Here is a 15,294-nt window from a genome sequence, read left to right on the forward strand (position 1 = left end):
GCCTGAAGAACGCGCTGAAGGCGGCCAACGGCTGGACCGACGCGCAGGCGTACGCCCGGATGGGCATCTCCGGCATGAACGGCCTGTCCGACCAGAACGAGCTGACCACGGTGGCGGCCTGGACCCAGATCCGAGACTGGGCCAAGTCCAAGGGCCTGACCCGTCTCGCCTACTGGGCGGTCAACCGCGACCGCCCCTGCCCCGGCGGCAACGCGAGCTCCGAGTGCAGCGGCATCGCCCAGCCCAACTGGGAGTTCACCCGCGTCACGGCCGGCTTCTGAGCCCCGACCGGTCCGCCCCGACCGGGAAGCGGTGACTTTCCGGTCACCGTCCGGTACGGGGCCACCGGACCATGCCATCTCCCCTCCAGCGGACATCGGCTCGAAAGGAAGCACCGATGATCTCCACCAGCCCGCCCCCCTGCCCGCGCCGCACGCGAACCCCGCTCGCGCGAATCGGCGGCCTCCTCGCGGCGATGCTCCTCACCTCCGCCGCCCTCGTCCCCTCCGCCGCGGGCGCCCAGACCGCCACCGTCCAGACCACCGCCCAGACCACCGCCGCCCAGGTCGCCGCGGCTCCCGGCCCCCTCGTCTGGTCCGACGAGTTCAACGCCGCCGCGGGCACCGGCCCCGACGCCGCCAAGTGGCGCCGCGAGGTCGGTGGCGGCGGCTTCGGGAACAACGAGCGGCAGTACTACACGGCCGGCAACGAGAACATCGCCCACGACGGCGCCGGCAACCTGGTCATCACCGCGCGCAAGGGCAACCCCGCCGGGTACGGCTGCTGGTACGGCTCCTGCGAGTACACCTCCGGGAAGCTGACCACCGCCGCGACCTTCACCCGCGCCTACGGCCGCTTCGAGGCGCGGATGAAGCTTCCCCGCGGCAAGGGCATGTGGCCGGCGTTCTGGATGCTGGGTGACAACATCGGATCGGTCGGCTGGCCCGCGAGCGGCGAGATCGACATCATGGAGAACGTCGGCAGCGTGCCGGGGCAGGTGCTCGGCAGCCTGCACGGCCCCGGCTACTCGGGGGGCAGCCCGCTGAGCGGCAGCTACACCCTCCCCGGCGGTCAGGCCTTCGCCGACGCCTTCCACACCTTCACCATCGACTGGGAGCCCGGCTCGGTGACCTGGTACGTCGACGGCATCCAGTACTCCAGGAAGACCTCCGCCGACACCCGGGGCAACCCCTGGGTCTACAACCACCCGTTCTTCATGATCCTCAACCTGGCCGTCGGCGGCAACTGGCCCGGCTCGCCCGACGCCTCCACGACCTTCCCCCAGCAGCTGACCATCGACTACGTCCGCGTCTACGCCCAGGGCGGCGGCAACGGCGGCCGTACCGGGCAGATCACCGGCATCGGCGGCAAGTGCGTCGACGTCGCCGGGGCGAACAGCGCCAACGGCACCGCCGTCCAGCTCTACGACTGCAACGGCACCGCCGCCCAGCAGTGGACCCTCGGCACCGACGGCACCATCCGCGCCCTCGGCAAGTGCATGGACGTCACCGCCGCCGGCACCGCCAACGGAACGCAGATCCAGCTCTACGACTGCAACGGCACCGCGGCCCAGCAGTGGACCTACAGCGGGACCCGCGACATCGTGAACCCCGCCTCCAACAAGTGCCTGGACGCCACCGGCCAGTCCAGCGCCAACGGCACCCGCCTGCAGATCTGGGAGTGCAGCGGCAACGCCAACCAGAAGTGGACCGCCCCGGCGGCCTGACCACCCCCGTCATGGGCCGAGCGGTCTCGGCCCATGACGGGCTCCCGGCCGGGGAGCCGGCTTCGCCGCACGGTCAGAGCAGGCGCCTGATGTCGCCGTAGGCCCGGTAGAAACCGCCCCGCTCGGAGAAGCGGACGCCCTCGACGAGATAGCGTGCCCCGGCCTCGCGCACGCCCTTGGGGAACTGCACGTTCCGCCGCGTGTCGTAGCCCTCGCTGACCACCCGGACCCGGAGCCGCTCGCCCTCGCGGAAGCACTCCACCACCACGCCCTCGCCGGTGTGCGAGACCGTGTCGAGCACCACGGTCTCCAGCGCGGTGGTGGGCTCCACCACCGCCAGCCCGGCGGACGCCTTGACGTCGACAGACTCGGGGACGCTGCCCCCCTGGGCCGCCCTGATCGCCTCCTCGGCCACGTCGATGCAGGCCAGGGTGCCGTCGGTGGTCACGATGTAGAGGCGGTCGTCGAGATACTGCATGGAGAAGGCGGAGCCGCAACCGGTGGCCAGCTTCCACAGTCGCTCGCCGCCCTGGTCGAAGCAGTAGATCGAGGAGTGATTGTCACCGGCGAAGACGTAGCGGCCTTCGGGGGCGGTGGCGCAGGAGAAGACCGTGGCGTCGCAGCGGTAGACCGCCTGGCTGACGCCGTCCGACTTGCGCAGCCGGTGCACGGCGCCGCGCGAGGTGCCTGCGTAGACCGAACCGGCCTCCTGCCAGCCGAACAGCACCGCGCCGTTGATGGGCGTCTCCCACACCGGTGCCCCGTCCGCGGCGTCATAGCGGGCCACCCCGGTGGAGTGTCCGTGGTAGACGGCCTCGTCGTCGCAGCGGACCATCCAGGCCGAGTCGCCCCTGCCCTTGCGCGCCCACTGGAACTCGTCCTCGTGGTCGATCGTGGTGATCCGCCCAGCGCGGTCGGAGACGCCCAGCACGCCGTCGTGGATGTCCAGCCAGTAGATGTCGACATCCTCGGCGATCTCGTACGCGACCCTCGGGACCTTGCCGCCGAGGTCGTAGACCTTGCCGTCGTCGGCGCCCGCGTAGATCCAGAAGTCGTCGCCGACGATGCACTTGACCCCGTCGGGGAGCCGGAAACGGCCGGTGACGGTGCCGCCGTGGGTGACGGTGTAGACGTCACCGCGCTGGTTGCCGACCCAGCAGCGCTCGGAGTCGACGAAGATGCCGAACGCCGCCGCACCGCTGGCGAAGCGCCAGAGCACCGGTGCCTGGGTGGCGGTGGAACGGGCGCTCTCCACGCTGCGCCTGGTGACCGCGCGGCGCTGGCGCACCCCCTGCACAGCGGGGGCGTAACCCCTGCGGATCTTCTCGTTGATCTTCTTCGCGGCGGCCGCCTCGGCCTTCGCCACGCTGGCGAAGGCCGACGCCTTGGACTGGCCGGACTCGCCGATGCGGCCGTACCTGATCGTCACCTGGGTCCCGTCGAGCACCACCTCGTAGAACTTGTGCGAGCTCCCACCGTCCTCGGACAGCTCCAGGTACGTGCTCCGCGCGGTCATGCTCCACCCTCTCCGTTGATCGACGCTTCCGGAGCGTAGGGCAGCCGTACGACAAATAATGAAAAGTCAGGAAAAGTAGCGGCGAGGGTTGCCGATCGGCAGCCGGACCCGTCCGTGTTTCGCGCGCTCCGGCCTCCCCCGGACCGGGAGTAGGTCACCCCGGAGCGCGAGGGTGTCAGCCGCGAGCGGCCGCTGGGAGCGGGCGGCGGGTACGGCCGCACCCGGTTCCGGCCATCAGGCCCAGCATGGCCAGCACCGCCACCTCGAAACCCACCACCAGCCGCTGCGTCACCCCGGCGGGGATGTCCTCGCCCGCCAGGTCCACGCCGACCATCCGCACCACGTACGGGAGGACCACCAGGACCAGCACGCCCAGGGAGGCCAGGCTGAGCAGCCGGATCGTGCGAGCGTACGGGCCGGCCGCGTGCCGCCTGGCCAGGAGCAGTCCGGCGACCGGCATCGTCAGGAAGGCCACGAACGCCGCGTACCTGTGGATGCCACCGGACATCGACAGCGGCACGCCCGGCTCGTCGGTGGGGAAGGCGCCGATCAGCAACATGCACAGGCCCCAGACTCCGACCAGCAGGGCCGCCGCGCGGTCCTCGTCCCGCCGGGCCAGCATGGCCCCGATGATCGTCGCGGCGGCGGCGAAGAGCGTGAGCGACAGGGGAAGCAACCAGCCGTCCGCCTCGAACGCGTACTCGCTGATCACCGTGTGCACCGGGTCGAGACCGGTGACCACGTGCAGCCCGAGCATCGTGGCCGCCCCGGCGCCGATCGCCGCGTAACCGCCAAAGATCATCGCAGATCCCGTGAACGCCTGACTTCCCATGCCTCAACGATGGCGGCGATCAAGATTCCGGAATATCGGAGAGAGCCCCCTGACGTCCCTGAACGGTCCCGTAAGGATCTCGGGGACAGATGCTGCCGTCCTCCCGGGGACGGTTCCCGCGCCACCTCCCTGACCTGCGCGAAGACCCGCGATGGTAGGGCAGCCCTCATCAGGGTCGCCCTCGGGGTGAGGCCTGCTTCCCGCGGGCACGCCGCCCGTCGAGAAGCGGTCACGCACCGACCGGCGCGCGGGCCGGGTTCCACTCCTCGTCGCTCATCCGGATCATCGCCACGCCCACGGCGCCGAAGACGACCAGCAGGAGAAGCGGGCCCGAGTAGCCGAGCAGCGGGTTCCACAGCCGCGCGCCGACCAGCCAGACCACCAGCCCGACGAACACGCCGGCCGGGAACCACCACCCGGCCCGCCCCGCGCGGGCGTACGCCACGGCCACCAGGACCAGGCCAAGGAAGGAGCCGACCATGCCCGGGATCTGCCAGGCGACGATCAGCGCGGGCTGGGCGGCGTCCTGCAGGATCTTCGTCGCCGTCTCCACGGGGAGCTGCTGGTAGAGCACGATGTCGAAGAAGTCGGAGATCATCAGCGAGGAGAAGTTGATCAGGCCGAGCACGGTGACCGCCCCGGCCAGGTGGGCGAGGACGACCCCTCTGCGCCGGACGAGGTGAACCATGCCGATCACGCCGGGCACCCAGAGCACCCAGGCGTAGTGCAGGAGCGTCGCACTGACCCCGGCGGCCCCGGGGTTGTCGGCATAGCCGAGGGTGTCCTCGACTCCGAACTCCAGGGGATCGACGATCATGCCCAGCAGCAGGCAGAGGGGGGCGAGGATCAGGCTGACGCCCGCGGCCCCGCGACGGAACGCGTCAGGATTGGTAAGAGTGAACATGGCTCGAAAACTACGTACCGTGCCCCTCACCGTCATCAAGGCCTGCCTTGACCCGCAATCCCCCCGAAGATGGATGTCAACCTCCCTTCCCGCCCCTTAGCCTCACGTCATGCCGCACCCCCTCCTCCCCGCGTCATGAGCCGCCGTTTCCCGCCCACCGCCGTCGACTGGCTGATCGCGGCGGTCACGGCCGTGTTCGGGCTCGCCGAGGAACTCAGCGGGCGCACGTCGGCCTTCGACCACGAGCAGTCCCCGTTGTGGCTGGTCGCGGTGATGGCCGCGGCGGCCCTGGTGCTCGTACGGCGCCGTGCCCCGTTCACGGTCCTGACCGTCTACTCGCTGGCGAGCGCGGTGAGCTTCGCGTACTTCGGCGACCTCGCCGCCGCCTGGCAGTTCTACACCCAGCTCATCCTGCTGTTCACCCTGGTCAGCGAGACTTCCCCGCGAGACCCCAGGACCGTGTTCGGGCTCGTGGTCACCGGACTCTTCATCGGGTCGATGATGCTGGCCGTCGACCACCCCTTCGGCCCGGGGGACATGGCGGTGGCCGCGGTGATGGCCTCGATCGCCGGCGGCACGGGCTTCGCCGTGTGGCGGCACCGGCAGGTCGCGGTCCAGGCGCGAGAACGCGGCGAGTTGCTCGCCCGCAAGGCCGTGGCCGAGGAGCGCACCCGGATCGCCCGCGAGCTGCACGACGTGGTCGCCCACAGCGTCAGCGTCATGGTCATGCAGGCCGGCGCGGCCAGGCTGATGCTCCGCCCCGACCAGGTGGTCGAGCGCGAGACGCTGACCGTGGTGGAGGAGGCCGGCCGCGAGGCGGTCGAGGAGCTGCGCCGCATGCTCGGCCTGCTGCGCACCGACTCCGGCGAGGACGGGCTGGCCCCGCAGCCCAGCCTGGCCCGGCTGGAGGACCTGGTGGAGCAGGTACGCGCCGCCGGGCTGGAGGTGGAGCTGACCGTGCAGGGCGAGGCCCGGCCGCTCCCGGCCGGGCTGGAGCTGTCGGCCTACCGGATCATCCAGGAGGCGCTGACCAACACGCTCAAGCACGCGGGCCCGGCACGCGTCACGGTCACCGTCTCCCACCTGCCGCGTACGCTCAGCCTGGAGATCGTCGACGACGGCCCCAGAAACGGCCACACCGGCCCCCAGGGCGCCGGGCACGGCCTGATCGGCATGCGGGAGCGGGTCGCGCTCTTCCACGGGCGGCTCGCCACCGGGCCGCTGCAAGACGGCGGTTACGGCGTCAGTGCCTCGTTCCCGCTGGCGGTGCGGGCCACCGGGGAGGAACCCGCCGGTTGAGCGGGAGACCGTGAAGGAGAGCCGAATGACCATCACCGTCGTACTGGCCGACGACCAGGCCATGATCCGCCGCGGGCTCCGGCTCATCATCGGCACCCAGCCGGACATCCGGGTGATCGGCGAGGCCGTGGACGGGCGCGAGGCTGTGGAGACGGCCAGGCGTCTCGGGCCCGACCTGGTGCTGCTCGACATCGCGATGCCCCGCATGTCCGGCATCGCCGCGGCCCGCGAGCTCCTGGCCGACCAGGACCCGCCCAAGGTCCTCATCCTGACAACGTACGACACCGACGAGAACCTCGACGAGGCCCTGCGCACGGGGGTGAGCGGCTTCCTGCTCAAGACCTCGCCGCCCGAGCAGCTGTTCACCGCGATCCGCACGGCGGCGCGCGGCCTGGGCACCCTGGACCCCGCCGTCACCGCCCGGGTCATGGCGGGCTACGTGGGCACCTCCCCCCTCCCGCCGACCGTCACCCAGCGGGAGCGGGAGGTCCTCACCCTGATCGGCCGCGGCCTGAACAACTCGGAGATCGCCGCCACCCTCTTCGTCGCCGAGTCCACGGTCGGCACCCACATCAACCGTCTGCTGGCCAAACTCGCCCTGCGCGACCGCGCCGAGGCGGTCAGGTACGCCTACGAGCACGGTCTGGTCCGCCCCGGCGAACGCTGAGCTCAGTAGGCGAAGAACACCGTCTCGCCGTCACCCTGGAGGCGGACGTCGAACCGGTGGGACCGCTCCCCCTCCGGCGTCGCGACGAGCGTGCTCCGGCGCGACGGGTCCACCTCTGCGGGGAACCGCGCCTCCGCGCTGAGATAGACCCGGGTCCAGACCGGCTTGAGCAGGCCGCGCGCGAAGATCAGCAGGGGGATGTAGCCGTCGGGCCTGGCCGTGCGGAAGCGGTAGGAGCCGTCGGCCCCGGTCTCGCAACGACCGAACAGCCCCGGCTGACAGATCTCCAGCAGCGCGTCGGCCACCGGCTCACCCGCACCGTCCAGCACCCGGCCACGCAGCTCGATCGCGTCCGGATGACCCTCCGGCACGACGAGGGGCCCCTCGGCGTACGGCAGCGCGTACCCGAAGAACGGGCCCACGGTCTGCGACGGGGTCTGCGACATCACTCCTCCTCAAACGGGGTCGCGCCCAGCACGACGTCCCAGCGGTAGCCGAGCGCCCACTCGGGCTCGGTGACACCCAGGTCGAAGGCGGAGATGAGCCGTTCGCGGTCCTTGGGCTCCGGGACCGACTGGAAGATCGGGTCGTAGGCGAACAGCGGATCGCCGGGGAAGTACATCTGGGTGATCAGACGCTGGGTGAAGGCGGTGCCGAACACCGAGAAGTGGATGTGCGCCGGGCGCCAGGCGTTGGGGTGGTTACGCCAGGGGTAGGACCCCGGCTTGATCGTGACGAACCGGTAGCGGCCCTCGGCGTCGGTCAGGCAGCGGCCGAACCCGGTGAAGTTGGGATCGAGCGGGGCCGGGTGCTGATCCACCGGATGGGCGTACCTGCCGGTGGCGTTCGCCTGCCAGACCTCCAGCAGCGTGTTCGGCACCGCCCGGCCCCGGCTGTCGAGGACCCGGCCCGTGACGATGATGCGCTCGCCGATCGGCTCGCCCGCGTGCTGCCTGGTCAGGTCGTGGTCCAGCGGCCCGACCGGCCGGTGGCCGTAGACCGGGTCGAGCAGCTCCGCCGCCTCGGGATCGAGGGCGGGTCGCACCGGCGGGTACGAGGGGGCGCGGAGCAGGGTGCTGAGATAGCCGGGGGTGAGGTGGTGCGGGTGCGGATCTGTGCGGGTCACGGGCGGGCTCCGAAATCGAAGGGCAGGCCGACGTAGTTCTCCGCGAGCGTGGTCGCGGCGGCCTCTGAGGAGGTGACGTAGTCGAGATGTGAGGTCTGCAGGCGCCGCCCGTAGGGGTCGTCGGCGTCGAAGGTGTGCAGCAGCGTGGTCATCCACCAGGAGAAGTGCTGGGCGCGCCAGACCCGCTTCAGGCAGCTGTCGGAGTAGGCGTCCAGCAGGTCGCTGGAACCCGTCGCGTAGAACTCGGCCAGGGCCGCGGTCAGCAGCCGGACGTCCGCGACCGCCAGGTTGAGCCCCTTGGCTCCGGTGGGCGGCACGATGTGGGCGGCGTCCCCGGCGAGGTAGAGGTTGCCGTGGCGCATGGGCTCGGCGACGAACGAGCGCATCGCCGACATGTCCCTGGAGATGATCGGCCCCTCGGCCAGCGTGAACCCGGGGACCGTCTCCAGGCGTGCCCGCAGCTCGGCCCAGATCCGCTCGTCCGGCCAGTCGTCGAGCGAGGCGTCCGGGGGAACCTGGAGGTAGAAGCGGCTGATCTCCTCAGAACGCATGCTGTGCAGCGCGAAGCCCCGCTCGGTATGGGAGTAGATCAGCTCCTTGGCCGACGGAGGGACCCGCGCGAGGATGCCGAGCCAGGCGAAGGGATAGTCCCGTTGGAAGACCGTCAGGACGCCCTCGGGGATCGACCGCCGCGAGACGCCGTGGAAGCCGTCGCACCCGGCGATGACGTCGCAGTCGAGGCGTTCCCCCTGGAAGGTGAGGTAGGGGTTCCTCTCCAACGAGTGCAGGGCGACGTCCGGGACGTCGAAGAGAATCTTCCCTCCGTCGGCCAGTCTGCGGGCGACCAGGTCCTTGACGACCTCCTGCTGGCCGTAGACGGTGATGGCCCGGCCGGGAACGAGCTCCTCGAAGGGGATGCGGTGCCCGGCCCCGCCGTACCGCAGCTCGATGCCGTGGTGCGGCAGCCCCTCGGCGCGCATCCGGTCGCCGACGCCCGCCTCGTTGAGCACGTCCACCGTGCCCTGCTCCAGCACCCCGGCCCGCACCCGCTGCTCGATGTAGTGCCTGCTCCGTGCCTCAAGGACCACCGAGTCGATGCCCCGCAGGTGGAGCAGATGGGAGAGGAGCAGCCCGGCGGGGCCCGCTCCGATGATCCCGACCTGAGTTCGCATGCGTCGAGCATTCCGCACCGTCCACCCCCGCACGCGTCACTCTTCCGTTCAGCGGAAATCTTTCAGCGCTGGAGGGCGGCGAGATCTCGGGAGAGTGCCCCGGCCGCGGTCCGCACGGCGGATGCCAGCCGGCGCGGGTCGGCGTTGTGCCGCCAGGCCACCAGTGACAGCGCCGCCACCACCCGGCCGCCCGCCCCCCGTACCGGCACCGCGACCGAGCAGGTGCCCACCGACATCTCCTCCTGCGTGCAGGCGATCCCGGTCCGGCGGACCTCCTCCAGCTCGGTACGGAGCCGCGTGGGGTCCACCACCGTGTTGGGCGCGTGCGGGGTGAGCTCCCCGGCGAGCACCCGCTCCACCGTCTCCGGGTCCGCGAAGGCCAGCAGGACCTTGCCGACCCCGGTCGCGTGCAGCGGCAGCCCTCCGGCCACCCGCGAGACGATCGGCACGGAGGTGGGCCCGCGCAGTCGCTCCACGTACAGCGCCCGGTCGCCGCGGAGCACCGCGAGCTGCACGTTCTCGCGGGTCGCGGCGTAGAGGTCCTCCATGTACGGCAGGGCGAGCTCACGCAGCTCCCGCGGTTCCGTCGCCTGGGCACCGATCTGCCACAGGAGCATCCCGACCCGGTAGGAGCCGTCGGGGAGCCGCTCCACGAAGCCGCCCGCCACCAGCTCCCCGACCAGCCGGTGGCCGGTGGCGGGAGGCAGCTCGGCCCGGCGGCAGATCTCGGTGAGCGTCAGCCTCACGTCTCCCGGCAGGAACGCGCCGAGGATCGCCATCACCTTCCCGGTGACCGTGGGCGCTCTCACGCGTCCCGCTTCGGCCGCCGAGGCCTAGGAGGCGGAACCCAGGCGGGCGGCCAGGATCCCGGCGCGGGCGAGCTGCACCTCGCGAGCCTTCTTCGCGGCGTAGCCCAGCATCGGCCTGACCCAGGCGTGCACCACGAGGATGTCTTCAACCTCGGTTCCCCCGTCCTTCTCGCTGAGAGTGAACCGGTACTCCAGACGCACCCCGCCGGGACTGTCGACCTCGCCCTCGACGGTCCGCGGCGTGTTCCGCAACGTCACCTTGATCATGTTGTCGTACTTGACGACGCCGAGGAACTTGAAGCGTTCCACCGAGGTGTAGCGGGTCTCGGCCTCCCCCTGCTCGATGTCCTTGACCGCGACCACCATGGGCGAGAGCCCAATGTAGCTCTGCGGCTGGCTCAGGTGGGCACGGAGCGCCTCCGGAGTGTTACGGACGTGAAAAGTATTACGAAGCGTGACCTTTGGCATGCTCTGTCCCCGCTTGAAGATCTTTATTGAGAGACACTAGCGGGTTCCGCCATGTACCAGCGAGCATGTTGTTCACCTCGGGTGAGGGAATCGAGCCTGCGAGGCAACTCGCGCCGGGAGAAGGGGTCCGCGGCGGCGTTGCGGATGTGGATGCCCACCGCGTAGATGTCCCTGACCTCCATGAGCGTGGAGTATCCCGGCCAGGAACGCAGATCGCTGCCGTACGCGTCGGCGAACGCGTCCACGTCGGCGGCGGTCAGTCCGAAGCGCCGCTGGCCGTGGTAGGTGTGGACCAGGTCCCACTCACGGGGGCCGACCGCGACGCCGTCCCAGTCGCAGAGCACCACATGGCCGTCCGTGCAACGCAGCAGGTTGTCGATCCAGGCGTCACCGTGCAGCAGCACGGGCTCGTCGTCCACGCCGAGGTCCAGCCAGCGCTCCGTCAGCTCCGCGATGCGGTCGCGCAGCCAGGCCCGCTGGCAGGGGGTGAGCTCTTCGGAGCGGTCCACGGCGCGGCGCACCTCGCACAGCGGGTCGACGAACCGCCGCAGAGCCATCGGCGGCACCGGCAGCAGGTGCAGGCTGCGCAGGATCTCACCCAGCTCCGTGGTGGTGGGGCGGCCGCTGGCCGGCACGTAGTGCCAGAACGTGACGACCCTGCCCTCGTGCACCACGGGCTGCTCGGAGATCTCATCGGCCGGGCGCACCGCGGGGAACCCCTGCTCGGCGAGCCAGCGGGCCACCGCGAGGACCAGCGGCAGCCGGGTCAGCGCGTTGGGCGCGGTGGCGATCCTGACCACGATCTCGCTACGCAGCTTGAAGACGGCGTTGCTGCGCACCCGCAGCAACTCCGCGTCCCGGTGATCGATGCCGAGATCCTCGCAGACCTCCCGCAGGACGGTGAAGGCCTCCTCGGCGAGCGACCCCATCAGCTGACCGGAGCCGCGCCGGTGACCAGGTCGTTCAGGCGGCGCACCGCCGCCGCCCTGTGCCTGGTCTGCGGCACCTCCGACAGCAGCGCCCTCGCGCGGTTGAGCACGATGGAGGTGCGGTGCTCCTGCGGGACCTGAAGCAGTGCCTTCTCCGCCAGATGGCAGGCGTCGTCGATCTTGCCGTCGCGGACCAGGTGCGCCGCCTGGTCGAGCAGGATCAGCACCGGGTCGATGGCGTACGGTTCCGAAGGGCTGGTGGGCCCCGGCTTCCAGTCGACATCCTCCCCCAGCTCGATCAGGGTGCCGATCCGGTAGAACTGCAGCCGCCGCTCGGAGAAGCGGAAGGCCAGGTGGTCGTGGCCCTCGGGAGGCATCCTGGCGAAGATCCGCTCCGCCTCGGCCAGCGCGACCCTGGCCGCCTTGTGCTCGCCCATCCGGGCCAGTGCCCGCGCCTCGGCCGCCGCGCCGAGCGCCGCCGGGGAACTGGGCGCGCTCCCCGCGAGCATCCTGGCCTCGCGCGCCAGCCGCACGGTCTCGGCCAGGTCTCCGTAGTAGTACGGCAGCATCGCCTGCTGTGCCCGGACGAGGGCGCGCAACCGCACGTCACCCATGTCGTCGGAGGCGTTGCGCGCGGTGCCGTACCAGGCGTGGGCCTGGCGGGTGTCGCCGAGCTTCATCAGCGCGTCGGCCGACAGCAGCGCCAGCATGACCGTGGCGTTGAGCAGGCGGCGCTGGGCCATCGCGGGCTGACGGGTCAGGGAGAGCGTCCTGACGTCCGACAGCTCCAGCATGAGCCGGTAGAGCATCGGCACCGGCGCGCTGCTGATGTACTCGCGCCGGTAACGCAGCACCTGCTCGTCGAGCCGGTCGAGCTGCTCCTCGGAGACGGTGGAGATGGCGAGCGTACGGTCCAGGTCCTGACGGGTCCGCTCCACCTCGGCCAGTAGCCGGCCCGTCATCACGGACCGCGAGCCGAGCAGAGCGTGGTGGAACAGCGCCCGTCGCTCGATGTCGTCTTCGGACCGTTCCCGCTCCTCGGCCTGGTAGGGCGAGCGTCCCTCGCCGCCGGAGACGACCACGACCTTGGCGCCTCCGCCGTCCTCGCAGTAATCTCCGGCCAGGCCCAACCTGACGGCGTTCGCGCGGTACAGTCGGGCCAGCAGATCGATGGTCTGCGGGCGCGGTCTGGCCCGGTTGTTCTCCCAGGCGTTGAGCAGGTCGATGCTGGCCCGCGCCTCGCCCAGGTCCTGGCGCTCACAGAGCTCCTCCAGCTCCTGAACGGACTGCCTGGCCGACCATCCCCTGGCCAGGCGGTGTGCCTTGAGCAGGCTCACCCCGCAGCAGCCGTGGATGGCCTGCGCGGTCTGCCAGTGGGTCCACTGCCTGGACGCCGCCTGCTCGCGCCAGCGTCGCGCACATGCGGGCGAGTGCTCACCTCGGGCCACGGCGTCCCTCTCCCGGTCGCTGTTTACACAACATTAACAAGGGCGCACCACAGCGTAAACGCGTCCGTGCGCCGGATTCCCTTTATTCGCGGTTTCTCCACGGAACATCCATGACTTTCCGGTCTATTCCACTGATCCCGAGGGGGTTTGCGGAAGGACCGATTGCCTCAAGTGCCACGAAACCGCACTCTGCAAAGAGGCAAGTCACGAGTGTCCGCCAGGAGTGATCCGGATGATGGCAGAACGCGGCGAGGCCGTCGACCACCTGCGTCGGCTGGCAGCCCAGTTGGAGGCGCACGCCTTCCAGGTACGCCTGAGGTCGGCAGCGGGGCTTTATCCAAGGCTCCATGTGATCAACCCGATGGCCCCCGCCAGGAGCGAGGACGTACTGGCCGCCCATGAGGACGACGGCGAATGGTGGTTCTGGTTGTCCTGGGCCGGTCGCATCGGCCACGCGGAGGACGTCGCCACGGCCGCGGAGCGTGTGGCCAGTGTTCTTCATGTGATACGGAGATAGGTGATTCTTGGGGCTGACATGGGTAACACCCGGTGATCCAGCCCAGAATGGAGCGGCATCGTGAAAAGGATCCTGGTCGTGCAACGCCCCCGTCCCCCCCGCAGGCCGGTACCGCTCGACCTGCGCAGTCCCTCTGGTCGTACGCTCCCTTTCTGATCGTCGGCAAAGAGACCTTCCCCGTTCCCTCAGGGGGAGGTCGGGGCGACCGGCCTTCCGCCCCGGACGGGCTTGCAAGGGGCTTTCAAGCGTTCTGCAGGCGGTTCGGTAGACCTTATGCGCATGAACAGCGCCCCTTTCGCCTTCAGTGTCAGTGTGGTCGTTCCCGCTATGAACGAGGCTGAGAACCTCCCCCACGTCTTCGCGACCCTGCCGTCCTGGATCGACGAGGTGATCCTGGTCGACGGCAACTCCATCGACGACACGGTGGCCGTGGCCAAGGCCCTCCGGCCCGGACTGCGTGTCGTCAGGCAGACCGGCAAAGGCAAGGGCAACGCTCTCACCGAGGGTTTCGCCGCCGCGACCGGTGACATCATCGTCATGATCGACGCCGACGGATCGACCGACGGCAAGGAGATCCACGCCTTCGTGACCGCGCTGGTCGAGGGCGCCGACTTCGCCAAGGGCTCGCGCTGCGCCCCCGGCGGAGGATCCGACGACATCAGCCCGATCCGCTCGCTCGGCAACACGGTGCTGACCAAGATGACCAACCGGCTGTACGGCACCCGCTACACCGACCTGTGCTACGGCTACAACGCCTTCTGGGCCCGCCACCTGGACGTGCTCGACCTCGACTGCGACGGCTTCGAGATCGAGACGCTGATGAACATCCGCGCCGCCCAGGCCGGACTCGTCATCCGCGAGGTCCCCAGCCACGAGCGCAGCCGGATCCACGGCGCCAGCAACCTGCACGCCGTCCGCGACGGCCTTCGGGTGCTCCGCACCATCCTCCGCGAGCGCGAGGGCCGCGTCGGCAGCGCCCGGCTCCACCGGGAACAGGTCGCCGCCTGACCTCCTCGGACGATCCCCCGGTACGGAGAAATCGACATCACCGAACACCGTCGCCTCGAAGCCGACACCTCCGGCTCCAGACATTTCCTTCTCGCCGCCCCCGGCCCGGATGGCGCGGAGAAGTTCCCTCGGCCCGAGGGCCGGAGCACCGGCCCGCACTCCAAGACTGTGGACATGCCTGGCGCACTCCCCGCCGGAGGTCGGCCGGCGAGCGTCAGATGTCCCGCTCCCCGTTGAGCACGCGTGTCACCCACTCCAGCGACCCCGTGCTGAGTGCTTCGTCCGCGAGGCGTTTGGCGGACGGCGTCTTCAGCGCGGCGAGAGAGCTGTCGATCCACGGCTGCACGTTCTGATGCCCCTGCTCGCGGTACTCGATCGCCTGGATCAGGCACTCCAGCTTGTCCGCGTCGCGGGCGCAGACGGCTTCGAGGCTGGTCTTCTCCTCGTACTCACCGACCGCGCCGCTCACCATCTCCGCCACGGGCCCGGGGAGACCGCGCACCTGGTCGGCGGTGACATCCTCGTTCTGTGCCGCCTTCAGGTAGGGCTTGGCGAGGTAGGGAATGTCGGTGACCCGCGTCTCCTGCGTGTCGTGGAACAGGCTCATGAAGGCCGCGCGCTCGGGGTTGCCGCCTTCCAACGCGGTGATCACGCTTGCGATGATCGCCGTCCGGAAGGAGTGGTCGGCGATGCTTTCCGGGTCCCGTACTCCCGCGACCAGCCAGCCCGTGCGCCTGTAGCGCTTGAGCAGCCCGATCTCGTACAGCAGGCCGGCCAGCCTCGACGGTTCCTCGGCCATGGAAGCCCCCTCTCCCCCTCGGTGGATCACACTCGGAGCGTAGATGATCGCCTCCGACTCCTGCCGGGACCGCG

Annotated in this window: 16 protein-coding genes and 1 pseudogene; 6 read left to right on the forward strand and 11 right to left on the reverse strand. The window is 70.3% G+C overall.

Translation table 11 applies throughout. The features are described 5' to 3' along the window. Together ABT130_RS28505 and ABT130_RS28510 are read left to right on the forward strand one after the other, a co-directional pair. Positions 1-281, forward strand: a pseudogene (locus tag ABT130_RS28505) (chitinase); the annotation flags it as partial. A gap of 116 nt (positions 282-397) precedes the next feature. Continuing rightward, complete coding sequence (locus ABT130_RS28510; protein ID WP_350960309.1) at positions 398-1,726, forward strand: RICIN domain-containing protein; 1,329 nt, start codon at positions 398-400, stop codon at positions 1,724-1,726. A gap of 73 nt (positions 1,727-1,799) precedes the next feature. Here the strand turns inward: ABT130_RS28510 and ABT130_RS28515 are convergent, their stop codons facing one another. From ABT130_RS28515 to ABT130_RS28525, 3 genes are all read right to left on the reverse strand, one after another. Next, positions 1,800-3,242 carry a WGR domain-containing protein gene (locus ABT130_RS28515; RefSeq protein ID WP_350960312.1) on the reverse strand — a complete coding sequence of 481 codons (1,443 nt, stop codon included), beginning with the start codon at positions 3,240-3,242 and terminating at the stop codon, positions 1,800-1,802. A gap of 175 nt (positions 3,243-3,417) precedes the next feature. Continuing rightward, complete coding sequence (locus ABT130_RS28520) at positions 3,418-4,044, reverse strand: DUF998 domain-containing protein (RefSeq protein WP_350960314.1); 627 nt, start codon at positions 4,042-4,044, stop codon at positions 3,418-3,420. Between the two features lie 259 nt (positions 4,045-4,303). Next, positions 4,304-4,978: a hypothetical protein gene (locus ABT130_RS28525; protein WP_350960317.1), complete on the reverse strand. Its 675-nt coding sequence runs from the start codon at positions 4,976-4,978 to the stop codon at positions 4,304-4,306. A 135-nt stretch (positions 4,979-5,113) separates the two neighbouring features. On the opposite strand from ABT130_RS28525, the gene ABT130_RS28530 reads away from it, so the two are divergent. After that, complete coding sequence (locus ABT130_RS28530; protein WP_350960319.1) at positions 5,114-6,277, forward strand: sensor histidine kinase; 1,164 nt, start codon at positions 5,114-5,116, stop codon at positions 6,275-6,277. A 25-nt stretch (positions 6,278-6,302) separates the two neighbouring features. Then, a complete protein-coding gene (locus ABT130_RS28535) occupies positions 6,303-6,944 on the forward strand; it encodes a response regulator (RefSeq protein WP_350960322.1) in 642 nt (213 codons plus the stop codon). A 2-nt stretch (positions 6,945-6,946) separates the two neighbouring features. On the opposite strand, the gene ABT130_RS28540 is transcribed toward ABT130_RS28535, so the two are convergent. The 7 genes from ABT130_RS28540 to ABT130_RS28570 form a co-directional block, all read right to left on the reverse strand. Next, a complete protein-coding gene (locus tag ABT130_RS28540) occupies positions 6,947-7,390 on the reverse strand; it encodes a peptidase associated/transthyretin-like domain-containing protein (protein ID WP_350960324.1) in 444 nt (147 codons plus the stop codon). After that, positions 7,390-8,070: a protocatechuate 3,4-dioxygenase subunit beta gene (gene pcaH / locus ABT130_RS28545; protein WP_350960327.1), complete on the reverse strand. Its 681-nt coding sequence runs from the start codon at positions 8,068-8,070 to the stop codon at positions 7,390-7,392. The genes ABT130_RS28540 and pcaH overlap by 1 nt, the downstream gene beginning before the upstream one ends. Continuing rightward, entirely contained in the window at positions 8,067-9,242 is a 1,176-nt protein-coding gene (locus ABT130_RS28550) for a 4-hydroxybenzoate 3-monooxygenase (RefSeq protein ID WP_350960329.1), read from the reverse strand. Before ABT130_RS28550 ends, pcaH begins: the two co-directional genes overlap by 4 nt. A 62-nt stretch (positions 9,243-9,304) precedes the next feature. Then, a complete protein-coding gene (locus ABT130_RS28555; protein ID WP_350960332.1) occupies positions 9,305-10,051 on the reverse strand; it encodes an IclR family transcriptional regulator in 747 nt (248 codons plus the stop codon). A gap of 24 nt (positions 10,052-10,075) precedes the next feature. Beyond that, a complete protein-coding gene (locus ABT130_RS28560; protein WP_350921241.1) occupies positions 10,076-10,519 on the reverse strand; it encodes an SRPBCC family protein in 444 nt (147 codons plus the stop codon). 23 nt (positions 10,520-10,542) lie between these two features. Continuing rightward, on the reverse strand, positions 10,543-11,448 hold the full coding sequence (locus ABT130_RS28565; protein WP_350921239.1) for a phosphotransferase enzyme family protein: 906 nt from the start codon (positions 11,446-11,448) through the stop codon (positions 10,543-10,545). Beyond that, complete coding sequence (locus ABT130_RS28570) at positions 11,448-12,896, reverse strand: helix-turn-helix domain-containing protein (protein ID WP_350921237.1); 1,449 nt, start codon at positions 12,894-12,896, stop codon at positions 11,448-11,450. The genes ABT130_RS28565 and ABT130_RS28570 overlap by 1 nt, the downstream gene beginning before the upstream one ends. Positions 12,897-13,128: 232 nt before the next feature. On the opposite strand from ABT130_RS28570, the gene ABT130_RS28575 reads away from it, so the two are divergent. Then, a complete protein-coding gene (locus ABT130_RS28575; RefSeq protein WP_350921234.1) occupies positions 13,129-13,413 on the forward strand; it encodes a hypothetical protein in 285 nt (94 codons plus the stop codon). A gap of 279 nt (positions 13,414-13,692) precedes the next feature. Further along, on the forward strand, positions 13,693-14,421 hold the full coding sequence (locus tag ABT130_RS28580; protein WP_350921232.1) for a glycosyltransferase family 2 protein: 729 nt from the start codon (positions 13,693-13,695) through the stop codon (positions 14,419-14,421). A 214-nt stretch (positions 14,422-14,635) separates the two neighbouring features. Here ABT130_RS28580 and ABT130_RS28585 read toward each other — a convergent pair whose 3' ends face one another. After that, entirely contained in the window at positions 14,636-15,220 is a 585-nt protein-coding gene (locus ABT130_RS28585) for an HD domain-containing protein (RefSeq protein WP_350921227.1), read from the reverse strand. Between the last annotated feature and the right edge of the window lie 74 nt (positions 15,221-15,294).

Origin of the sequence: Streptosporangium sp. NPDC001681 (assembly GCF_040298085.1) — a bacterium.
GTDB lineage: Bacteria > Actinomycetota > Actinomycetes > Streptosporangiales > Streptosporangiaceae > Streptosporangium.